Annotated in this window: 16 protein-coding genes and 1 pseudogene; 3 read left to right on the top strand and 14 right to left on the bottom strand. The window is 51.5% G+C overall.

Annotation, left to right across the window (positions count from 1 at the left end):
- Positions 1-137: 137 nt before the first annotated feature.
- Entirely contained in the window at positions 138-1,358 is a 1,221-nt protein-coding gene (locus tag AC0VZ8_RS06060; RefSeq protein WP_475486364.1) for an L-dopachrome tautomerase-related protein, read from the top strand.
- Between the two features lie 133 nt (positions 1,359-1,491).
- On the opposite strand, the gene msrA is transcribed toward AC0VZ8_RS06060, so the two are convergent.
- The 3 genes from msrA to AC0VZ8_RS06045 all read right to left on the bottom strand — a co-directional run bounded on the left by msrA (position 1,492) and on the right by AC0VZ8_RS06045 (position 8,211).
- Complete coding sequence (gene msrA / locus AC0VZ8_RS06055; RefSeq protein ID WP_475486363.1) at positions 1,492-2,496, bottom strand: peptide-methionine (S)-S-oxide reductase MsrA; 1,005 nt, start codon at positions 2,494-2,496, stop codon at positions 1,492-1,494.
- A gap of 243 nt (positions 2,497-2,739) precedes the next feature.
- Positions 2,740-5,358, bottom strand: coding sequence for a glycoside hydrolase family 95 protein (locus AC0VZ8_RS06050; protein WP_475486362.1), 2,619 nt, complete (start codon positions 5,356-5,358; stop codon positions 2,740-2,742).
- Positions 5,359-5,430: 72 nt separating this feature from the next.
- Positions 5,431-8,211 carry a discoidin domain-containing protein gene (locus tag AC0VZ8_RS06045; RefSeq protein WP_475487647.1) on the bottom strand — a complete coding sequence of 927 codons (2,781 nt, stop codon included), beginning with the start codon at positions 8,209-8,211 and terminating at the stop codon, positions 5,431-5,433.
- Between the two features lie 286 nt (positions 8,212-8,497).
- Here AC0VZ8_RS06045 and AC0VZ8_RS06040 point away from each other — a divergent pair, with 286 nt between their 5' ends.
- Positions 8,498-10,327, top strand: coding sequence for a glycoside hydrolase family 97 protein (locus AC0VZ8_RS06040; protein WP_475486361.1), 1,830 nt, complete (start codon positions 8,498-8,500; stop codon positions 10,325-10,327).
- Between the two features lie 105 nt (positions 10,328-10,432).
- Here AC0VZ8_RS06040 and AC0VZ8_RS06035 read toward each other — a convergent pair whose 3' ends face one another.
- The 9 genes from AC0VZ8_RS06035 to AC0VZ8_RS05995 form a co-directional block, all read right to left on the bottom strand.
- On the bottom strand, positions 10,433-12,274 hold the full coding sequence (locus AC0VZ8_RS06035) for a cache domain-containing sensor histidine kinase (RefSeq protein ID WP_475486360.1): 1,842 nt from the start codon (positions 12,272-12,274) through the stop codon (positions 10,433-10,435).
- Positions 12,271-13,296 (bottom strand): response regulator transcription factor, encoded by a 1,026-nt coding sequence (locus AC0VZ8_RS06030; RefSeq protein ID WP_475486359.1) that lies wholly within the window; start codon positions 13,294-13,296, stop codon positions 12,271-12,273. The genes AC0VZ8_RS06035 and AC0VZ8_RS06030 overlap by 4 nt, the downstream gene beginning before the upstream one ends.
- Before the next feature lie 212 nt (positions 13,297-13,508).
- Positions 13,509-15,089 carry an extracellular solute-binding protein gene (locus tag AC0VZ8_RS06025; protein WP_475486358.1) on the bottom strand — a complete coding sequence of 527 codons (1,581 nt, stop codon included), beginning with the start codon at positions 15,087-15,089 and terminating at the stop codon, positions 13,509-13,511.
- Between the two features lie 140 nt (positions 15,090-15,229).
- Positions 15,230-16,102, bottom strand: coding sequence for a carbohydrate ABC transporter permease (locus tag AC0VZ8_RS06020; RefSeq protein WP_475486357.1), 873 nt, complete (start codon positions 16,100-16,102; stop codon positions 15,230-15,232).
- 17 nt (positions 16,103-16,119) lie between these two features.
- Positions 16,120-17,070 carry an ABC transporter permease gene (locus AC0VZ8_RS06015; protein WP_071221298.1) on the bottom strand — a complete coding sequence of 317 codons (951 nt, stop codon included), beginning with the start codon at positions 17,068-17,070 and terminating at the stop codon, positions 16,120-16,122.
- A gap of 573 nt (positions 17,071-17,643) precedes the next feature.
- Entirely contained in the window at positions 17,644-17,871 is a 228-nt protein-coding gene (locus AC0VZ8_RS06010; RefSeq protein WP_475486356.1) for a hypothetical protein, read from the bottom strand.
- A gap of 21 nt (positions 17,872-17,892) precedes the next feature.
- Complete coding sequence (locus tag AC0VZ8_RS06005; protein WP_475486355.1) at positions 17,893-18,678, bottom strand: glycoside hydrolase family protein; 786 nt, start codon at positions 18,676-18,678, stop codon at positions 17,893-17,895.
- Entirely contained in the window at positions 18,675-20,495 is a 1,821-nt protein-coding gene (locus tag AC0VZ8_RS06000; protein ID WP_475486354.1) for an alpha-L-fucosidase, read from the bottom strand. The genes AC0VZ8_RS06005 and AC0VZ8_RS06000 overlap by 4 nt, the downstream gene beginning before the upstream one ends.
- 310 nt (positions 20,496-20,805) lie before the next feature.
- On the bottom strand, positions 20,806-22,173 hold the full coding sequence (locus AC0VZ8_RS05995) for a helix-turn-helix domain-containing protein (protein ID WP_475486353.1): 1,368 nt from the start codon (positions 22,171-22,173) through the stop codon (positions 20,806-20,808).
- 297 nt (positions 22,174-22,470) lie between these two features.
- On the opposite strand from AC0VZ8_RS05995, the gene AC0VZ8_RS05990 reads away from it, so the two are divergent.
- Positions 22,471-22,791, top strand: a complete 321-nt coding sequence (locus tag AC0VZ8_RS05990; RefSeq protein ID WP_260067122.1) for a helix-turn-helix domain-containing protein — start codon at positions 22,471-22,473, stop codon at positions 22,789-22,791.
- Positions 22,792-23,071: 280 nt separating this feature from the next.
- On the opposite strand, the gene AC0VZ8_RS05985 is transcribed toward AC0VZ8_RS05990, so the two are convergent.
- Both AC0VZ8_RS05985 and tnpA read right to left on the bottom strand, forming a co-directional pair.
- Positions 23,072-23,209 carry a hypothetical protein gene (locus tag AC0VZ8_RS05985; protein ID WP_475487809.1) on the bottom strand — a complete coding sequence of 46 codons (138 nt, stop codon included), beginning with the start codon at positions 23,207-23,209 and terminating at the stop codon, positions 23,072-23,074.
- 6 nt (positions 23,210-23,215) lie between these two features.
- Positions 23,216-23,499, bottom strand: a pseudogene (tnpA, locus tag AC0VZ8_RS05980) (IS200/IS605 family transposase); the annotation flags it as partial.
- Between the last annotated feature and the right edge of the window lie 480 nt (positions 23,500-23,979).

Here is a 23,979-nt window from a genome sequence, read left to right as displayed (position 1 = left end):
TTTCCCAAAAGACCTCCCGGTGATTTAATCGGCGCCAATCCATCCCTCTGGGCATATAACTAACTTGAGGAATAAGCTCGAAGAATAATCTGCGCTGCGTTAATGGATGAACCGAGCATGTTATCGGAGGTATTGAAATGGTTGTACCGCATCATTCAATGAAGGGCCAGTGGCAGCAGCCTGCTGTCCCTCATTGTAAACAAACCCATAGCTATACAAGTCCGTACCAGATGCTCTTCCACTGGAGCCGCCTGGACTGGAACTTCCCGAACCCTGCGATGAAGCAGCGATTCGAGGAGCGTCAGGATTGGAAGCACTGCATGCCCGCAGGCGTCAAAGTAGACCGGCAGGGACGCTTCTATGTATCGGTTCCGCGCTGGGCTGAAGGGGTTCCCGCTACGCTGAATACCATTGCGATGGTGGACGGCAAGCCCGTACTGGAGGCTTTTCCAAGCTGGGAGTGGAATACGCCGGGGGATGTTCGGGTGCTGCAATCCGTCCTTGGCTACGAGATTGATGAACATCATCGGATGTGGATTCTGGATCAAGGAAAAATCGCATACGAAACCTCGCCCGTAGGCTCGCAAAAGCTGCTCATCTGGGATCTGAGCGCTAACCGCCTGCTCGACTCTATTGTCATTCCGGACGATATTGCCCCGCCCCGAACATCGTTCCTGAACGACATCGTGGTGGATAACCGCAACGGTTATGCCTATATTACCGATTCGGGCTCCGGCTGGCCGGACCATCCGCTGTATGGCGGAATCATCGTCTACAATATGAGAACGAAGAAATTTCGGCGCGTCCTCGACAGTCATTACAGCACGCAGGACGTCCCCCGTTTCCGGTTTGAGATCGATACCGAGCCGGTATACCGCAACAAGCCGATTCGGACCGGGGCCGATGGCATAGCGCTGTCCGCGGATCGCGGAACGCTATTCTACTGCCAGGTAACGGGGCGCAATCTGTACGCTGTCGATACGCGGCTTCTGCGGAATTTCAATATTCCCGATTCGATCATCCGGGATTCCGTTCAGACCCTGGGCAGCAAAGGAACGACAACCGACGGCATGCATGCCGACAATCAAGGCCATGTATTCTACACCATGCTCGAAGGCAAGGGAATCGGCTACTATTCACCGTACACAGGCTCGTTCAACAAGCTGCTGTCCGACGACAGAATGCTGTGGGTAGACGGGGTAGCTTTTGATCAGCGCGGCTCGATCATCTTCAACAACAACCGCCTGCACCGCATGTTCGAGGAGCCGCAGAACATCGACTGGGACGATCCTTACAATCTGATTGTATGGAGGGCCTACATCGGGCGGGACGTAAAGTCGTATTTATATGGTTGTTGAGGGTTGTGAAAAAAGGGTTAGGCAGATCGGGCACTCATGCCCTCTGCCTAACCCTTTTGTTATATAACAGCAGCAACTGGACCTCAATGACTGGCAGCCTCCCGCCTGAGATAATAATTCCTGTTCTTTCAGGCTATTCATGTTCTGACATCCTCCAACAAATTTCCCTGTTCCTACTCAAAAGCCCCGCGAATTCACCGTACCCTTCCCGAACCATCTCCCCCTCCGGCACAAAGCGCAGCGCCGCAGAGTTTATCTGGTAATGCAAGCCGCCAGGCTGAGGTCCGTCATGGTATAGGTGACCGAGGTAAGAGCCGGACAACCTGCCATATAGCGCGGTGCGTACCTTGCCGCCGCGAAGATCTCCTTTTTTGCTGATATATCCCTCATGCAGAGGTTTCATAAAAGCCGGCAATCCCGTTCGGGCATCATATTGGTCGGTTGAGCTGAATAAAGGGTCTCCGTTCACCACGTCCACGTAAATCCCCCGGCTGGTGTTATTCCAATACGGATTATGATAGGCAGGCTCGTCCAAGCCTTCTTGCGTCACCGTGTATTGGAGAACGGTAAGAAGCCTGCGCAGTTCATCCTTATCCTGTTTTCGATTCCAATGCCGCTCCGCAAACAAGTCCCGGCCGGAACCCTCATAATATCGGTTATAGTCATACCGGTGTGTAGTATAGTAGTTCTGGTGGACATCCTCCGCGGGATAAAAGGGACACGCCGGCAGGATCGGCGTCACGATCTTCCCCTTGAACCGGCCGCTAAGCTGCAGGTTGCGCTTGGAGGCTTCCGCCTGCTCGCGCTGCGCCTCGTTATGCACGAAAATCGCTGACCGGTACGACGCCCCACGGTCCATGAACTGGCCTTCCGCATCCGTTGGATCAATCAGGCGCCAGTAGATGTCCAGGAGCCTTGTGTACGGGAATACATCCGGTTCAAACCGGATTTGCACAGCTTCGTAATGACCCGTCGTTTCCGTTCCTACTTCTTCGTAGGTTGGATCCTCCGTATGGCCACCCGTGTAACCCGAAACCAAGGAAAGGATACCGGGAAGCTCGTCAAACGGCTTAACCATGCACCAGAAACACCCGCCCGCAAACGTCGCCAATTGCGTCTTTCCACTTGCATGTCTCAAGGCTGTCCCCCCTTTCATTTTGTCTGTTTCATTATGATACTAGTGTAGTCTTAAGGACTTAATCGCAGCAAGTATCCTTACTCTTCACTAGTATTTTGTGCAATCGATCCGTTATTGAGGTCTCAAGTCAAGAATGAGAGAGTAACCCACTTAGGCGCCAACCTTAGGAGTAGGTTACTTTCGTTGTTATAACATTCTATTTGTTCCCTCAAAGATAGATTTCTCTATTCTTTTAAATTAAATTTATTCTTCAACCGCTTTATATGTCTCCCTCACAGACTTTCCCCAGCTACAGCTGGCACCCTGCTGCATCAAGAACGAGTAGCAATACGCTCCTCCGGATATCGTGGTACTTGTCAACGTAATCTCCTCAAGCTGTATCTCCTCCATCAGGACCAGCGGTGAACGGGACCATATCCTGCATTCCCCCGCCTTGTCGGCGCGAATCTTCACCCCGGTCAGTTCGCCTTCCTCCCAGCGCATGTCGACAACAAAGCCGCCGCGGGCACGAAGCCCCTTCACCTCACCGCTGTTCCACTGCGGGGGCAGCGCGGGGAGCAGCCGTAACTCTCCCGTATGCGATTGCAGCAGCATTTCGGCGACACCCGCAATCCCGCCAAAATTACCGTCGATTTGAAAAGGCGGGTGGCAGTCCAGCAGATTCGGATAAGTGGAAGAAGCCAGCAAATGCACCAGTTGCTCGTGCGCTTCCGCGCCGCGCTGCAGCCTGGCGTAATAATTGATAATCCAGGCCCGACTCCAGCCCGTGTGGCCGCCGCCATGCGCAAGCCGCCGTTCCAAGGTCTTGTAAGCCGCATCGGCAAGCTCCTGGGACTTGTCAGGATCAATCTGCTCTCCCGGATACAGGGCGAACAGCTGCGAGATATGCCGGTGTCCGGGATCGGCCTCCTCGTAATCATCCAGCCACTCCATGATCCCTCCATGCCTTCCAATCCGCGGTGCCGGAATTTCTTGTATCGCAGTTTGGAGCTCTCCCAGGAAGGCAGCTTCATCACCAACGAGATGGCCGGCCTCTAGGCAGGCCCGGAACAAGGCCGTCGCAATCTGCGCATCCATGGCGGGTCCCATGCACAAGCTGCCGATGACTCCGTTCGGAAGCACAAATCGGTTCTCCGGCGATACGGAAGGGCCGGTTATCCGTCTTCCTTCCTCATCCACGGTCATGTAATCCAGCAGGAATACCGCCGCTTCCTTCATGACTGGATACGCTCGCTCCCGCAGAAAATCCGCATCCCCGCCAAACCGGTAATGCTCCCATAGATGCAGGCACAGCCACGCGGCTCCCATCGGCCATACGGTACAGGTCATCAATATTCCTTCAGGCCGGGTCTCTCCCCATAGATTTGTGTTATGATGCGCTGCGAAACCCCGGCAGCCATACATCTCGCGAGCCGTGTCCCGGCCATTCGGGAGCATGCGGTGAATCAGGTCGAACAGCGGCTCGTGGCACTCTGCCAGACCCAGCAGTTCTGCCGGCCAATAGTTCATCTGAATATTCACATTGATCGTATACTTCGATTCCCAGGGCGGGGTAAAGCTGTCATTCCATATGCCCTGCAAATTTGCCGCGAGAGATCCGGGTCTCGAGCAGGAGATAAGCAAATAACGCCCGTATTGGACATACAACGCGATCAATTCGGGATCGCTATTCTCTGCAGAGGCTCCCTCGGCCTTGACTCTTTCCTTCAGCAAATTCAACCGCTGATCGATGGGCAGGAATGAACAATCATCCTCTGCACAATCCGAATTTCCAACTGGATCTGAACCGGAGATACGGTCCGTCCCATTCGGAATGCCATTTTCCCTTTCAGTTATGCCTGCTCGATTCACCCCCTTCTTGCTGGAACCGAGAAATATCGAGAACCGTTCAAACTTCTCCCGATATTCCTCCAGATGACGGCTTTCCAGCTGCTCGAACGACATGCCTGCTGCATGATCCAGCTGTTCCAGACATACCTTGTCCGGCTGCTGATACCGAAAGGTCGTCTGGGCTGACAGCAGCAGCGTAACCGAATTCGCCCCTTCAACCGAGAGAAAATCACCGATGGTTCGGACCCTTCCTCCCACAGCGACAGCACGCAGCGCCGTGCAGAAGGAAATGCCGTCCGTACCGCATTCGCCCTTCATCAGCAAGGTATCGTCGTGCCCTAAAGAATCCGTTCCGCTGTCAAAAGGGCGACGCATCAGATTCGCCGCAAAGGTCAGCGCCCCCGGCCGATCGGCAGTTAGACGAATCACCATTACGTCATCCGGCGCACTGACAAAATACTGCCTGCGATAGCCTATGCCGCCCGAAGAATAGGATACGGTCACCATGGACCGTTCCAAATCCAGCTCTCGCTCGTAATGCTCCACCGCTTCCTCGGCATCCAGGAACTTGAGCAGCAGATCGCCCAGCGGCTGGTAAGGCTGCTCGTATTTCGGGGATGAAGTCATCGCCATCCGGGCCAGGTGCTCAGCCTCTGCCTGGCGTCCATCCCGCAGCATCTGCCTGATCTCGCTCAAATATTCAGTAGCGTCGGGATTGGCTCCCCTTCCCGGACCACCATACCAGAGGGAATCCTCGTTAAGCTGCACCCGCTCAAGCGAGGTCTTGCCAAAAACCATGCCGCCCAAGCGCCCATTCCCCAAGGGCAATGCTTCGTTCCACTCGGCCGCCGGGGAAGCGTACCATAACCGCATGCGCCGATTAGCAGATGTATCAGGCTGCCGCCATGCAGTTTCACCTACCGCTTCAATCTTGCCATGCTGTCTTGCACGATCCGACTCCGCATGTTGCCCCCCATGAGGACGTTCCGTATCTCTTCCAGTTGTCTCCCTCTCCACCTTCTCCACCTTCATACACGTCCCCTTCTTCGCGAAGAAGGGGATGATCAGCGTTTCCCCTGATAATCCCCTGTTCGCTCCATATAATTATGGCTGCTCTGGTATATCTATCGAACCGCCGCCCACAGGCGTACGTGCCAAATTATCCACTGCTTGCTGCCCCAGGCGATCCTTCAACTGCTGGACGAATAAGCTCTGAAGCGCTACATGCCGGTCGGCGTATTCCCAATAGCCGTCCTCGCGCGGTCTTGAATCATAATCATTCGGAACGAGCGGTTTCACATTCAGACCGTCTTCGGTCGGGATATGGCCGATGACATAGTTCTGTGCCGTTGGGGGCTTCTGGGCAACCAGCCCGCCTTCGGTATTCCACATGACGTAATTCGCTCCCGCCCAGCCATGTCCGCTGCCCAGCCAGCCGCGGTCGCGGACGCTGATACGCGCACGGACGTTGTCGTACAGGCCGCCCGTGGACCAGCGATGATGCGGCTCGCTTGTATTGTATTCGCGAGTGGCTTTATTGTAATACATGACATTCGGTCCTTGTACGCGGCTCTCAATAACATAAGCATGACGTGAAGTTTCAGCATAATTGCGCTGCACCAGATTTAGTTGCCCCTGGATGAAAAAGCTGTAACGACGACCGCCGGTAATCACGCTGACCATATCGTACATTTCGCTGTCCTGCACGGTGACCCACTTGGCCTGCCGTCCTACCTGCACCAAGGCGTAGGAGAAATGGTAGCCGTACACCTCGCGCACCCAGGCATTCTTCACGCTATTCATCATAATGAATCGTTCCGCATGTGCCTCATCGGAATAATACGGGGTATCCAGAACATCGTTATCCATCTTGGTATCGGTCTTGCTCGGATCAAAATCGGATATGGCTCGCATGTTCTCAATCCCAACCTGTTCGATTCGTGACTCATCCGTCGCCTTGAACAGCTTGCCTCCGCCCCATTGACGTTCAATGGCATTCGCTACTGGAGCATCCACCGTAATCCGGTTGCCGTCAATGGCCGTAATGACGCGGTCAAAATCCAGATTGAACGGGGACCACTGCTGCGTTCCCCCGGTCCCTGGCCGCATGTAGATATGGTCCATGCCGATCTCATGAATCCAGCGGTCATTGCCGATTCTTCGTACAATGACAGAATCGCCCACCTGATAACCGGAGGCATTCTGCACATGGAATGATCGCGATCCTGCCGGAACGTACAGATCCTGGATGTCCGTCTCCGTCCCGTCAACAATCACCGCACCATTCGTTCCGCCCACGACAATCAAATTTCTCGCCGTTGTTCCCGTGCCGCGGATGATGGTGCCGTCCTCGCTCTTGCCTTCACCCCGGAGCACGACCCCGCTGGCCTGAATGTTCAGGGAACCGCCGACCAAATATGTGCCCTTCTTCAGCAGCACCGCCCCCCGGAAACCATCCGCGTCACGCGGCATCCGGGACACCTCATCAATCGCCGCCTGCAGCATCGCCGTATCATCCCCGCCGGTCGGCTGTACGGCTATCCTCGCCTGAACGTCGGGCAGTTTCACACCGCCACCCCTATAACCGACGTTTGAGAAATCGATGATCCGGTTCCCCTTATAATCGGGAACGTACACCATCCTTCCGTCTTTTCCGGTATAGGCGATTTGGCTCTGGCCATCAGGAATTCCCTTCTTGGGCATGACGGTATAAAACAAGCTATCGTAGTACGTTTCCCCGTCAGCGGCTTGGAAAGTCATCCGCACCTCGTACGTGCCCGGTACCTTCATCCCAACCGGAAGCGTTAACGATTGCGTTACCCCTGCCTGCAGCGACTTCGTGCCCAGCGAGCCTCTGGATTGACCGTCCTTGAACCATCTGGCGGATACGGTTCCATCCAAGTTCGGAGCGATCGTTACAACTGGCAGCTCCTTGCCCTCCCCCAAGATCGCCGCCTCGCCAATCTTTTGGACCAATGACGGATGCGTGAACGAACTGAATGCAATGTATTTCGCATCCTGGAATTCCTGGTCGTCCTTCACCACAATCCAGAAATCCGGCGTACGCATCGCTTGGCCGTTGATGCTGGTTTCCGCATACATCCGGGTGGCGCCTACCTTGACACCGGTTACCGTGCCTTCGGAAGTAACCGCAGCGCTGGTTCCCATTACATGATATTGAACATGGCCTTGAGGCAGCGTCATCCCCCCGCCGTTCACCTGTTTGCCGCGCGCCTCCACGACAGATATACCTCCTATGTCCAAGGTAAGTTCATCATTGTTGTTATAAGGGGTTCCATCCGGCTTCACGAAGGCCAGCTCCGTTACATCGGACGGGATTCCTTGATCTCCATCCTGCATATAAAGCTCCAACTCCTTAAGCTGAACATTGAGATTTCGGCTTAGCTGCAGCGATACCCGAATTTGGGAAGCGCTTACGGAATCAAAGGTGATCGATTCCTGACCGTCCGCTCGTATACCCCCGTTCTTCGTGTAGGCTCTGGTCCAGGACTCACCGTCGCGGGAGTAATCCACCTCGATACTTCCCAAATTATCTCCCCGGTTCAAATCCAGGACGACCTGGTTCAAGGACTGCTCGCTTCCCAGATCCACCTGTATGTATACACTCATGTCCTCACGGTCTGTGCTCGCCGGCTGCCAGTAGGTATCACGACTACCGTCAATGGCCTTCACAGCTTCACGCCCGCTGATCTCGGAACTAGCCGTCGCCTGCTTATTCAAAGCCAGGTTGACCCGCTCCATGGCATCCGGAACAGCCGTTTCCCCCTGTATTGGCGGATTGCCGAACGAAAACAGAAGAATACCCAGCAGCAGTATGAAACTTCCTCTTCTTGCCTGCCTGTTACGCTTGCGTACCTGTCTCATCAATCATCACCCATCCTTTGTCATATGTAGTGATTACGATCCACCCGCGATTACATGATTCCCTCCTTTCAAACACCTTTTGATGATGCTTCCATGATAAAACGGCGACTGCCCGCCAGACCATGCCGTAACTTGCGGAATGGCCGTGTTTTTTTATGGAGTAACACAACGTAAGAAAACACAACCCGGAGCGAACGGAGCCGTATGCTAAGGCTTCGCTGTATCCGTTACAATGAAACTGCAATGGATACGACATTCTTGCAGCGACAAGGAAGGAGTTTCGTTTATGGATCATGAGTTATCCCGGCCTCCGTCAGCCCCCTTTCACGCACAGCTTCATTCGCCTGACGGGAATCTGCAGATCACACTGGAACAAGAACATAACGGCCCTCTCTTTTATACGGTTATGAACAAGCAATTCCGGGTTCTCGAGAAGTCACCGCTCGGACTGGTAACCGACAAATACAAATTTCAGCGAGGCATCATTCAAGGGGTTGAGCACAACACGATCACGGAGCATTACGAGCTTGTGACCGGCAAGCAAAAATCGCAGTCTTACGAAGCAAGCGAGATGTTGCTGCTGACTTCGGTGGAGAATCATCAGGTGAAGATTCGTTTCCGTGCTTTTCAAGACGGCGTTGCATACCGGTATGAGCTGCACGGAGAAGGAGATATTCGCATCGAGAACGAGCTCTCCGGATTCCATCTTCCGGAAGACCGGATGCTCAACGTTTGGGCTCAGCCGTTCATGCGGTGTTATGAACGAACCTATGACCATGCCATGCCGGGACATCTTCGGGGAGGACATTTTGGTTTCCCGCTCCTGGTCCAATCGGCAGAGGATCAATGGCTGCTGCTGACAGAAGCTGCCGTGGATGGCGGTTATGGCGCCAGTCATCTCGCAGTGGATGAGCAAGATGGCCGGAAGCTCCGCATTTCTTACGCCCCGGATCAGGAAACGCCGATTGCTGCGCAGCTTCCACTCTCAACGCCTTGGCGTGTTATGATCATCGGATCGCTAGGGGAGCTGGTCTCTTCTTCGGTAACGACTCACCTATGCCCCCCGTCCGTGCTGCAAGATATCTCTTGGATCTCCCCGGGCCGAGCAGCCTGGTCCTGGTACGCGGAAGGCGATTCCTGCGGCGATATGAATATTCAACGACAGCATGTGGATTTTGCCGCCGAGATGGGATGGGAATACAGCGTCGTGGACGGCGGCTGGGAAGGCAAGCTGGACGTGCCGCAGCTTATCGCTTACGCGAAACAGCGTGGCGTCGGCATCTGGCTGTGGACGCATTATAAAGGGCTGAATACGAAGGAGCTTCGTGAAGAGAAATTGCGCCTGTGGGCATCCTGGGGCACCGTTGGCATCAAGGTCGATTTCTTCGACAGCGACAACCAGGAGACACTCCAGGTTTATGATGCCATTGCCGAATCCGCTGCCAGGCATCGGCTGATGGTCAATTTCCATGGATCGACCAAACCAAGCGGCGAGCATCGGACTTGGCCTCATGTGATGACAAGAGAAGGCGTTTACGGTGCGGAATACTACCGGGCGCAGAGTGAAGGGCCTAACGCAGTTCATCTCTGTACGCTGCCGTTCACGAGGAATGTGATCGGCTCCATGGATTTTACGCCGGTCACGTTCAGCAGGCGGACCACGACCACCCAAGGGCAGCAGCTGGCCCTGGCCATCCTCTTCGAATCCGGCATCCAGCACTATGCGGATGCGATCTCGGTCTTCGCGGATCATCCCGGCAAACCGCTTTTGGCCGCCGTTCCAGCCGTCTGGGATGAGATTCGGCTGCTGGAAGGTTATCCAGGCCGGTTCGTTACGATAGCAAGGCGATCGGGTCCGGAATGGTTTGTCGCCTCTATCTGTGCCGCCGGAGGACGGGAAGTCCAGATCCCGCTGGATTTCCTAGAAGATAACCAAGCGTACCAAGCCGTGATCTATCAGGAACAGGCGGAAGCGGACGAATATCGATACCGTTCCATTCTTCCTCCCATTGAGGTCCATACGGAAACGTGCTGCGCCAAGGATACCATCAAGATACGTCTCAAGGTGTACGGCGGCGTTTCCATCCATCTCACGCCGCAAGCGGAGAACGAGTAAAGCCAATCATTCTTGGAGATAAGGAGGATAAGTCTCCGAAGGTTAACCTATCACATCTCTACACAAATGCAAGGCCTGTCCTCCAATCCGGAAGCAGGCCTTGCGTTATGCCCGCGGCGGACGTGGCATGACCATGCGGATAGTGGTTCCCGTTCCCTCGCCTGCCGAGGTTACACGGAGTCCGTAGGTCTCGCCGAATACCAGCTGAATCCGCCGATGCACATTCAGCAGGCCGATGCCTCCGGTACCACTGAGGTTCAGGGAGGATTCAGGCACATGATTCACGTGGTTGTACTCGTAGGACAGCCGTGCCGCAACCTCGCGCAGCTGTTCATCCGTCATGCCGATGCCGTTATCCGTCACGCTGACCCAGAAGGAATCATCATCGCATCCGGCAGAGATCATGATGTACTGCGATGCTTCGATTCCGTCCGGAAAGGCATGCTGGAATGCATTTTCGATTAAGGGCTGGAGCGTCAACCGCACCATTTTATATAGAAGCAGCTCATGGGGTACCTCCACCCGAAGATCGAACTCCAGGTCGTGCCGATGCTTCATGATCGTCATATAGTTCAACACATGCTTGAGCTCATTCGCGATCGTGATCTCCTCCAGCGACGTCAGCAAGGAATACCGCATCATAAAGCCAAGCGAGGACACCATTTCAGTAATCTCCGATGAACCTTCGACCTCGGCATAACACACGATGGTCTCCAGCGTGTTGTACATAAAATGGGGATTGATCTGGAGCTGAAGTGCCTGGAATTCGGCCTTCTGCCGTTCGATAATCGTTTTCTGCTGCTGCAGCTCGGTCTCGTATACCCGCTCGATTAATTCCGACAGCCGGGTCACCATCAGATTGTACCGCTGCATCATTTCCGTCAGCTCGTCCTCGCGTTTAGGAAGCTCTAAGGGAATCCACCGCCCCTGTTCCGTCTGGCGCATCCCACGGATAATCGTCTGGATGGGCTGCGTAATGGACCGGGTAAAGCGGTAAGCAAGCAGGCAAGCGGCAATGAGGCTGATCAAGCCGATCGTCCAGACCGTAGAACGAATGCTGGCAATCGGCTTGCGCCACTCCTCGAGCGGCATCGAAGCCACCAGACGCCAACCGGAATAGGGAGACATCCGCGTCATAAACACCCTCTGCTCTCCATCGGCCGTCGTATATTTGAAGGATTCCTCGTCTGCGCCCATAATGGCGGCAGTCAGCTTCGGGTCCTCGGCCGGAGACGAGGCGTTATGCACCAGTCCCTCAGGCTGGTAGACTACTTGGCCGCTGGCATCCGCGATATAGAAGTATCCGCGTTCGCCAAGATCAATTCCCTTCCAGAGGGAGGATAACTCCTGGGAACGCACTTCCATGGCGAGCACGCCTTTTTCCGCTGTGGAGGATAGACCCTTGATCAGTCTCGTCATGCGTACCACGCTGCCGCTGCGTCCTGGTATAATGCTCTCCGTATGAATCATGAGACCGCTTTCATCCTTCGTCGTATTGCGGAGATCCGTCAGCTGCTTCGCCTTCTCCTCTGCACTGAATACCGGAGCGGTAAAATCAGAGCCGAAGCTATATGTGGCATTTCCGTTGTAAGACAGGAGATACATGGTCAGCAGTTCGGGCCCCCGATCCATGAGGGGACGGAATACCGTATCCTTGATCGTCGAGCTGATTTGATAGTACTCGTAATGGTCCGCCGGGTTAGGCAAATCCACGAATTTCTTCAATTCCCGGTTGGTCAATAAGGAGATCATCGTGCGGTCGTAGGATTTAATGTACAGATCGGTATGGTTCAAGGCATTCTGTACGATTTGCGACATATGCCGGTCCAGCTGGCGGTCCAGCTCGGCTGATGAGCGCGTGTAGGTAACGATGCCGATCAACAAGGTAGTCAGCACAATGATGGATACAAAGTACAGAAACAGCTTGCGGTACAGTTTATTTTTCATCCGTTAAAGCCCAGCATCGTCCGATATTCCGTCGGCGTATGTCCCGTTACCTTCTTGAACATTTTCGTAAAATGGGGATAATCCTCGTAACCGACATTAGCCGCCACGTCGATGATCCGCATATGAGGGAGGGCCAGCAGTTCCTTCGCCCGCTCCATTCGCCGGTGAATCCGGTACCTTACAAAGGTATCGCCAGTCATCTTCTTAAACATCGCGCTAAAATACGTCGGCGTATAACCAGCCATCTCCGCCACTTCCTCAAGGGTGATCTCCTCGGACAGATGCGTGTCGATATACGATTTCACTTCATCCAGCGGGTTCTTGAAATTCCCCCACCGCTGCGTTACCAGATCGGCGGTCATCTGCTTGACCCTCAGCTCGAACCCGTTCAACAGCTGCTCCTGTACCGTGTGGTGACCGATGGGTTCAATTACCGAAACCTCCATGTACCCCTTCGAGACGAGACGTCGGAAAATCATGCCCACCGCATCATCCAGCAGCTGCTGAAGCTGTGGAACACTGAGTCCCGCCGCCTGCAGATGCGCCCTCCAATCGAGCAACAGCCGATCGAGCTGTTCAGTCTGCAGCATCCAGATCTCCTGCCCGATATTTTCAATCCAATCGACATAGGAAGCCAGCGATACAATACCTTTATTGCGGTGTTTGACAATCGCGTCAAACGTTTGGTGCAGCACTACGCCAGTGACCGGCTTTAGCAGATAATGCTTAACCCCGTAAGCCAGACATTGCTGCGCATATTGGAATTCGCCATAACCCGATATAACGATTATTTGAATATGCCCGTACTGCTCATGAAGCTCCTGACACAGCTCCAACCCGCCCATACGTGGCATGCGGATATCGGTCAGCAGTACATCCGGCTCGAATTCCTTGATCAGAGAGAGCGCATGCTCACCATTCACGGCCGTGTCGATGGCATCAAACTGCAGACGGTAGGTCTCCGCCATCTTGACCAGCCCTCTTCGGATTACAGGTTCGTTGTCAGCAATAAGCAACCGCATATCATTTTAGCCTCCTGTATGTAGAAGAATAAGTATGAGGCAAACATCGAATGGAACAATAAGGTATCCGCGGCGGATACCTGTGATGGTAATACCGGCGAATACCTTGATTTTTCATCCTTCGCTCATTTTTGTTTAAACGCTTACATATTGGATCTATTGTACACGATTTAAGGGGCAAACAGGAGATGCCCTGCTTCCTATCTTGGATGTTATCTCGTACGGTCTACCACATTCTCTTTGTTCTTCCAGCGCTCCGTCGCTTCCTTGATGATCTCATCCCCGCCCTTGGCCCGGTATTCCTCCAGCACCTTTGGCCAATCGGAGATCGGCTGTTTGCCGTAAATCATCTTCACCATGCTGTCCAGGATGAATTTAGGTCCCGTATCACCGGTCGAAGCCAAATCCGGGAACTTGGAGAAGCTGTTCAGATTGGCCATGAACGTAATGCCGCCGCGGCCTTCATTGCTCAGCACATCGCTGAATGCCTTGATCACGTCCTGACCATCCTCGGTAAGGGCCGTCTGCTTCTTGTTGTAAGTCAGCTCATGAACGAACCACAGCTGGTTGGCCCGGAAACCCGCCTCATCGACCTCTTGTTTGGTCACAGGCCACTTATAGTTGACATTCCCGTTCTCCATCGTGTAATTCTCGCCCTCAATCCCGAAGGAGAAGAACATATCGGCTTCCTCCGTCAGCATCCAATCCAGGAATTTAATGATTTCGATGGCTTTCTCCTTACCAACCTTGTTATTGATATAATACGTGGTCGATACCGAGCTGTATAAGCCGAGTCCGCCCTTGCCGTCCGGTCCGGTCGGGGACGGGTAAATATCCACCTTCATCGAAGGATCCACTTCCTTCAGCTTGGTGCGGAACCCGATCAGTCCCTCGCCGTTGGAGGCCCACATCCCGGATTTGCCGGCATTGATATTGCGTCCGTAATCCTCCTGGGAGAGCGAGGCGAAATCCTTCGGGATTAGGCCCTCATCGTACATCGTCTTATACGTCTGGAGCGCCTTGGTCATGTTCTCGACATCGAAGAACTTCGGTACGACCTCCCCATCTAGCTCCATGAACTGGAACGGCAGCACATCGTATGCCCCAAGGAAAGTATCCGCATATTTAAAGCCCTCTCGGTACTGGTATGGGTGCTCTACACCCAGCTTCTTAAAGGCACGCAGCATATCCAGGTACTCTTCCACGGTTTTAGGCGCTTCCTTGATGCCGGCCTTCTCCATGAGATCCGTGCGAATGAATGTGGCACGGCGGGACGGATTTTCCAGCCAGGCCGGGATGCCGTAGATTTTGCCGTTATAGGATACTTCCTCCCATGCTGCCGGAGTGACCATTTTCATCAAGTTCGGAGCATGCTCCTTAAGGAGGTCATCCAGCGGCATGAACACCCCGGCTTCCACCGAGCCTGACATGGACCCTGTTGTTGGACCTCCCCGCATATTTCCAACAACGTCCGGGATTTCGTTGCCTGCAAACATCAGACTCATCTTCTGATCAAATTCCTTGTGGGACATCAAGCGGATATCGAGATCGGTGTTCGTCATCTCCTCCAGCTTCAGCACCCATTTGTCCTTATTGATATCGGGTGACGATTCGATGTAGGTGTTGCCGCCCGTGGAGAAAGAAATCGAGAAGGACAGCTTGCTCGAGTCTGTACCTTGCTTCGTTTCTTCCGGCTTGGGACTGACAGCTCCCTCTTCCGGTTTCCCCCCGCATCCCGCGAGCAGTGAGATCATCATGACGCTGATCAGTAAGACCGTCCAACTTTTTTTCATCAACCTCTCCCCTTTTTCGCAAAAAATAGACAAGTGGCTCATTCATGAGGTAAGCGCTTTCGTTAAATCCATTTCATCGTAGCTCATAACCCACATATGCAGTATTGGCGTTCTTATTATGGGATTGTGTTCTTTTACGATCAAGATTTGATCGAACCGATGAGCATGCCCTTAATAAAATATTTCTGCAGAAACGGGTAGACCAGGATGATCGGCAGCGTTGCGATCACAATCGTAGCCATCTTGATGCCCTCCGGGGACATATTCGCCAAATTCTCAAACGTGGTGTCCATCTCTCCCATCTGATCGGTTATGACGATCTCTCTCAGACGAACCTGGAGCGGAAACAGCTGACGGCTATTGATATAGTATAGAGCGGACGAGTACGAATTCCAATGCGCAACGGCGTAAAACAACCCCATCGTCGCCATGACCGGCTTGGACAAAGGCAGCACGATGCTCGATATGATCCGCAGTTCCCCGCACCCGTCGATCCGGGCCGAATCAATAATTTCGTTCGGCAGATTCATGAAGAACGAGCGCATGATGAACAGGTTGTACGCGCTGATCGCGCCCGGAATGATAAGGGCCCATACCGTATCCAGCATGTTCAGCGATTTAATGAGCAGATAATTCGGAATGAGCGGCGCACTGAAAATAAAGGTGACCAGCACGAGCATAAGGATGGCTTTTCGCCCCCGATATTCATTGCGCGACAGCGGATAGGCCAGCGAGGCCGTTGCGATCAGGTTGATCCCGGTTCCCACGACGGTCACGAATACGCTGATCATAAAAGAACGCCATACGGAAGTATCGTTCAAGACGATTGCATAGTTGGAGAGTGTAAACTCAACCGGCCACAGGCCGACGTCTCCCCGCGAAATGGCCACATCGCTGCTGAACGATTGCGCCGCAACGTGCAGAATTGGGAATATCATGGCAGCCGACACAACAGCCAGGAAGATAAAGTTGAAAATTTCGAATACGGATTCACCTTTTGATCGTTTTATCATGTTTTTAAGTCACCTGCCTAGTATAAGGAATTTCCGGTCGTTTTGCGGCTTATGGCGTTTCCGCCCACAATGAGCAGCAGCCCGATGAGAGATTTGAACAGCCCAATGGCCGTGGTGTAGCTGTACTGCTGTCCGAGCAGACCGACACGGTAAATGTACGTATCCAGAATGTCGCCTTTATTCTCGTTCAAGGCATTCAGGAACACAAACACCCGCTCAAACCCGAAATCGAGGAAATTGCCGATGTTCAGCAGGAACAGAATCATAATCGTGGGCAAAATCGACGGAATCGTAATCGCCAGAGTCTGGCGCCACCGATTCGCTCCGTCTACGCGTGCAGCTTCATACAGATCCGGGTTGATCCCGGCCAGCGCCGCCAAATAAATAATCGTTCCCCAGCCTGCTTCCTTCCAAATGCCGGATCCGATCAGAATGCTGCGAATATAGCTTTCCTCGCCAAGGAAGTAAATCGGTTCGAGTCCCACCCACATCAGAATCTGATTAATGATCCCCGTGGTCGGAGACAGAATGCCTACCGCAATCCCCCCGATAATGACCCAGGACAGAAAGTGGGGCATGTAAATGACCGTCTGCAGCACCCGCTTGTACAGGACAAGACGAATCTCGTTTAACAGCAAGGCCAGAAGGATCGGTACCGGAAACGCAAATACAATGCTGTACATCCCGATCAGCAGGGTGTTCCAGAAGATCCGCAGAAACTCCTCGTACTGAAACATCCGGTAGAACTGATCCAGCCCCACCCATGGGCTTTCCCATATGCCTTTGAATAAGTTGTACTCCTGAAATGCCATGGCGCTGCCGAATAAAGGGACATATTTAAATACCAGAAAATAGAGGATGCCCGGAATCGAGATGAGGTATATCGCCTTGTACTTGCGAAAGCTGGATAACCATTCCCGGCTCCGCGCTGACGGTGTTAGCCGCGTGCTTGGGTTGATGTTCGCCATAAGGACCTCCCGTTGTAAGTTTTCCTTCGTATTCATCGTATAAGCGGAGGTCCATACCAACAATGGCGGTATTTGTTTGTCGATGTGTTTTTTTACGATTGTGTATAAGAGGTTGTTCAAAAAGTCCGCTTTTGATCACGAAGCGAATCAGGAAGCAGCTCGGCATCGAATCTTGAATTCAGCCGGGCCTTCCGGTGCTCACGTACCCAAAACGTACGCTCCGCTCCTGACGTCCCTAGCTTCATCCAACCTTCTCGGTGCTGAAAATCGACCTTTTTGAACACGCACTTAAAAATGGGGGATTTAAGGCGGAACAGAGAAAAAAAGCCCTGCTGCTAGCATGGTCTATCCGGCCATGGTAAGCAAAAGGGCTGGCAAGGGAAAGTAAACGCAGTACAGGGACCGCAGAGAACCATCGGGCATGCTTCCAATGATCCGGGCTTCCCCAACAATATGGATCGCGCCTATATATTTTAGTGTGTATTTCCCCTTAAATAGCGCTTCATGGGATACAAGAATACATCCGCTTCAGGTTCTTTTTATGTGATGCTCCGTTTCGGATATGGTTCGCTCCTACTCGTCGTCGTTCTCCGTAATCTCCCGAATCGGAATTGCCATGTTCCAGGTCTCCGTACAATCGTAAAACCCGCGGCTCCCGTCTGATGTCGCAGCAAACATCCAGGCCGGACGTCCGTCCTCCATGAGCAAAAACGGCCGTTCGAGGTTACCCATCAACCGTTCCGTTCCATCGTCCCACCGTACTCTGCGAGAGTATACGGGTTCCCCTGGTTTGGTTGTCATCTTCCACTGTTCCCCGTTCGCTTACCACGCATGGACTCCGCTATAACGCTCTCCGCAGATAGAGCCGTCCATGTCCTTGGCAATCATCTCGTACCCGCGAGCCGTGCGCCAAACGAAGGGATCTTCAATATGAATGGCTGGAGGGAACAGCGGTTCAGGCTGACGAACGTAAGGCCCGTATACCGATTTCGAGCAGGCCAAACCGAGCTGCATGTTGCCATAGGAATGCCTTTCATAGGGACGAGATTTATAGATGAGCTTCACCGAACCGTCCTCATGAACACAGGGGGCCGGATTAGACACCAAAAAGCTGTCAAAATAATTCGGGCGGGGCAGCAGAACCGGATGATCCCTTCGAGTCCACGGGCCGGTTACGGAAGGGGCAGTCGCCACGCCGATCCGTTTGTTGGCCCTGGCAACTGCGGCCAGCGGATCATTCGGCAGCAGCGCCTCCTCTTCGTCAGGCAGCCGGAACGGGAACGTCGTGCCCATATAATAAAGCACGTACGTGCCGTCCACCTTCACGATATGCGGATTGTGCACGCTGCATCCGTCCCAATAGGCCGGCGATCTGGCCCCGAGCACCGTCTCCTCGTATACATACGGTCCGGCAGGATGGTTGGAGACCGCACGGACGATCTCCGAGGCCGCAAGCCAGCCGGGATGCATGGGCAAGGATTTCGGCCAGCGTGAAGCAAACATATGGTACCGTCCGTCCTCACCCTTGATGACGCTGCCGCACCATATCCAATAACCCGGCATTCGAAAGCCTCCTGCAACCGGTGCAGGATCAAATACGATGTTCATGAATCCTCACTCCTCTTCACGGGTAGTAGCGTAACCTTGCGCAAATTCATTAAGGAATCCGATACCAGCGAAAGCCCCCGTACTTCAAGACGGTGTACGCCTGCCGAGAGAATGGTCAGTTGACCCATTTCAAATTCTCTCCAGCATCCGTCACCACCCGTATCTTTAACAGTGCAAGTCAGCTTCTGTTCATCTATGGACAACTCAAAATGTCCCCCTGCCTGATCCGCTGCGGCAGACAAGGTGACGATCACTCGACAGTGAATCGGTATCTCTTCCTCGGAACGAAATGTCCATTGAACAGCCGCACTTGGAGCAATCCAGCCGGTAACGCCATCATGACCACGTTTTCCATTATCGTATCGCAGGCCATCGCCCTCGATAACACCATCATAAGCCCAGAATGTATTCGCCATCTGGGATATAAACCTTGGAGTGAGATTCGTCTCCAACGCTCCATCCAGCCTCAGCTTGATCACCGTCGCATAGGCGCCCTGAGGTACCGAACGCACATCAATCTGCCAATCCCATGTCCCAAGCTGTCGGATCGGCAGGTTGTCTTCCTTTGCTCTCGTTCCAATAGGACTCGCATATTGAACTCCGCTAGCGAGACCGGGCAGTACCAGTAAACCATCCTGCGGCCATTCTCTCACCAGCAGGTACAATAGATTCTCATCCGGCTTCCATGTGCAATAACCCCACTGCGGCGTACCGATCGGACTGCCGCTCGTGCCGTATATCGCTTCGCCGTTCCGCTCCAAGAAGCCGCCCACCGTCTCCAGCAGGCGTCTCGACGTACCGTCAATCGCTCCGCTTCCGAGCGGCCCGATATTCAGTACCAGATTGCCGTTAGCAGCTGCCACGCGGAGCAGCTGTTCGATCAGTTCATCCGGACTCTTCCAGTTGTCATCGTCATAACGGAACCCCCAGGAATCATTTAGCGTATGAATCGATTCCCAGTCCAACTGCACCGGATGGAACCGGAGCTGGTTATCATGCGGATTGCCGTAATCCGCAAACCGGTCATCCCGCAGCCGCTTGTTAATCAAGCAATCCGGCTGCAGCCGGCGTACCAGATCATGGAACCACACGGCATGATCGTCGCTGATCTTATGACCGCAATCAAACCACATCAAACCAATCGGACCGTAGTCGGTCAGCAGCTCCTCCACTTGAGGAAGAGCTTTCTCGTGAAGGTAACGCTCAAAGCGTTCCCGCTTATCGTCATCGTCGATCCATTCCTCCAGCACATCCCACGCGCCGATATTCCCCGGATAATCCAGCGTGTTCCCCTGCGAATCGGGATGATGCCAATCCATGGCATGGGAGTAGTAGATTCCAAGGCGAATCCCCTCCGCTTCGCAGACCTCTGCCAGCTCCTTGATCGGATCCCTTGGAAAATGAGCGTGGCGAGTAATTGAATACTCGCTGACTTTGGAATCGTACATCGCAAACCCATCATGATGCTTCGCCGTCACGATCATATATTTTGCCCCGGACCGCTTGGCCAGCGCTGCCCATTCATGCGCATCAAAAGCCTCCGGGTTCATCCCGGCCGCTGCCTCCGCATACTCGGCCACCGGTATCTTCCCCCTGAGCTGGATATGCTCCGCATAATTCGCATCCACCCGTTGGCCGTTCCACTTCCCGCCCAGCATCGAATAAGGCCCCCAATGCACGAACAGCCCACAGCGAGCTTCGCGCCACCAGGCTATCCGACGGCTACGATCATGATCAATTAGCAGCTTATTGCTTGCGAGAACATAAGACCTTTCCTGCACCAAACCGGCCCCATCCATGTATTCGTCCCGCTTCATACACGCCCTCCTCGCTGGCAGGCCATCGGCCAGAACCGTCTAATAACCTCCATTATAGAAGTTATGCCATGACAGCCTCTTTGTTTTTTTGGGTTGGGGTTGTGTTTTGTTGAGGTTGGCGGGGCAACCTGGACCCATGAATATGATCCTATCTGGGTGCAAGAACAGTTGGAGAAGCTGCTGAAATAATGAACAGAAAAAAACCAAGCATTTAGGGGCAATCCCTGTGAATGCTTGGTTTTTATTATCATCCATTTATGTGCTTTTAGTCCAAGGACTCTACTATACCCACCAAATTACCTCATGGGAATTACCAACCGTAAAGGCCACGGTACTCCAACTGTTCCCATAAATCATTGTATCGTTGCTGAGCTGCATCAGATACTCCATGTCTGAACTGTTCAAATAATTTTACACATTGCAGTGTCGCGTTTTCATTGCGAATTTCAATAGCGGACGCAAGCCCATCCAAAGCAGATTTAGCTCCCTCATCATATCTTCCTTTTATAAAATAATAACGTGACAATTCAGCCTGAAATCGCACATATCGCTCTGCCCTTACTAAATAGTTATATGTGCCGTTGTCCTTTTGATTTAATGACAAAATATGATCTTCAAACTTTAGTAGAACATGATCTATATTGAATTGAAAACGATTAGCAGCTTGAACAATCTTGGTTAACGCAGGCAGAATCTCATCTTCTTTCGTTTCAATAAATTCCACATATTCATCAATAATTTCAAAGTCACCCATCATTACCTTATATAAATATGTATTCGCTATAGCCCACATTTTAAAATTATCCTTAATTGCAAGTGCTTCTTCCGAGACCTCTTTAACCCAGCTCAAGTCAGAATATAACGCCACATATCGTAATGCCTGCTCATAATCGCCACGCTCATCACAGACAGCTGAACACATCAAATATGAATAAATAATATATAGAAACAATGGCTTTTGGGGTTCTTTATCATGATGATAGCGAATGCCTTCATATTTAAAAGCATATTGAATTTTTGCCTTTCGCCCCATTTCTTTAGCCAACATTTCAACCTTACTCCAATGGCGCAGAGAGCAGAATACATTGGCCAAATCTTTTAGTGCATCAAGCTGATCCACTTCATCTAAACGTTCGACAAATTCCTCAAATTTGGTGGCTGCCCGAAGTTTTTTTTCCTGATCATGACCTAACGAGATTGTAAACAATCGGTAATGACATAGAGCTAACCGTTCAGAATGTTGATATTTCTCACATTCAGCTACTGATTCGTACATAATTGCGGCAGATGAATTTTTACCCTGATGAAACAAATCCTCTGCTGTGTCAAAAAGCATCGGCACATAAGCTAGGTTATCCGTCATAAATCGAACAACCTTCTGAATTAACTCCAGCTTATCCAGTTCGGCACAGCGGTACAAAAACGGCTTTAGTCTTCTCCAATTCAGCGGATAAGCAAAACATTCATCCGCATACAGCTCATAAAAGCTGCCTTCGGGAAGTCCCATCGCCGCTACCATTCGATCTAATTGCTGCATAGAAATAGGGCGTACACCCTTAATAATAGTGCTTAACGTCCCAGAGTTTATTTTTGATAGTTCCGAAAATTGATTTATAGTTAATCCCGTCTTTTTCAAGTGAAAATCCAATTCTGATCGTATCGTGGTTGTATGTATCAATTCAACAACCTCCAATAAGAATATCCGAGTTCGGAACATCTATAATTTAGTATGACTCTATAGTAATAGTATAAATGAGTCCAACACCTGTCAATTAATGCTTAAAGTTAGTATTGCACACATAACTCACTTTGCTAAAAGAATACCTTTTGCAATCACTCGCCATACTAGAATATATTTACAATTTAACACATGAAACTTTTAAGGACAATAATTAATAAATAATGGAACTTTTAGTGACTCCAATATTAACTACCTTTTGTCTACACTTCATATATAAGAGGAGTCGATACATATATGGATAAATCGGTTGCAGAGAGATTGGGAATTGCTATACGAGAAATAAGAAAAAACCAGAACTTAACTCAAGAGGAGCTTGCCGAAAAAATCGGGTCCTCGTTTAGCTATATAGGCAGGCTGGAAAGAGGAGAAGGCAATTTCACCGTACAAACCCTCGAGAAAATTACAATAGCGCTAAACATCGACTTCTTTGACTTTATGTCATTAAGTAAACAAGATAATGAGATCATACTTGAAATTAATTCGCTGCTATTGCAGCAGGATGAAGATAGCCAATTAAAAGGATTAAACATCCTTAAAGAGTTGTATCGGAAATAAAGAATGAACATTACTAAAGATACCTATCTTCCTATACGATTCTTTTGAGTCAACATTTCAATCCGATAACTAACTCCTGGTTATACAGGAGTTTTTTTATTTTATGGCTTTAGCCAAGTTGAGTGCGTGAAACGCGCGAAATCATGATCACCCGTCCAACGGGTGGTTTGCTCTTGGGTATAACTCCTTGTTGCCAAACTGCGCCTAAAGACGCTAGCCTGACCATAACTCTGTTCAGGCTCATTGTTATTTGTCACTTTCACTTACCAGTTAAACTGGTTTATTTCTTTTTGCCCCTGTTGCTGCTGAATGGATCTTCGTACTCTTTTACACTCAACTTATCCATGGCTTGATCATGTGTCTCTTGTTCACGAATGTACTTCGCTACTGTTGCTTCATTCAAACCTACTGTACTCACATAATACCCTTCTGCCCAAAATTTTCGATTTCCGTATATATATTTTAGTTGTGTATGCTTCTCGAAGACGAACTTTTCCCCTTTAGATATCCCATGAATGATGAGACTGATATTTTCGGTGGGATAGCCACCAACATATGGACATGATCGGGCATCATGTGGCCTTCTATAATTTCTACTCCTTTGTACTTACATAAGCGTTTGAAAATTTCTATTAAGTCTCTTCTTACTTGATTATAGATCTCTTTCCGTCTATACTTCGGGGTAAATACAATGTGGTATTTGCACATCCACTTTGTGTGAGCTAGGCTGTAGCTCTTATTTGCCATCTAAGACCATTCTTTTCTTTGAGCCTGAACATCTCAATTTTATTGGAATGGTCTCAGTGGTCAAACCCTCAAACCCTCCACCCGCTATGCGGGTGGAGGGTTTGAGGGTTTTTTTGTGCTCGTTTTGGATGGGGGCAGCTGGGGGAACGTCAGGGGCATGTTCGACTTTGGGATGCTGTAAAATCAAAAATCTACTCGGGTTATTGTGGACTGCACTCTACTTTATTGACAGGTGTAGCAGCCAATGTTATCATTCAACGTATCATTTATGAGGAGGCTCGTTATCTATGTTACATTCCATGCGTATAAGATAAGCTGGCAATAAAAAAGCGGATTTTCCAACCACAAATGTGGGCTTTTTTTGAGCTGCTTATTTCCTGCGTATGTAGACATAGATCGCGATCCGGATAGCTTTTTTTGCTATGCCTTTATATCGCCATC

Source organism: Paenibacillus sp. QJM3NY_38, from assembly GCF_056173265.1.
This window is presented reverse-complemented; position numbering and strand designations above follow the sequence as displayed.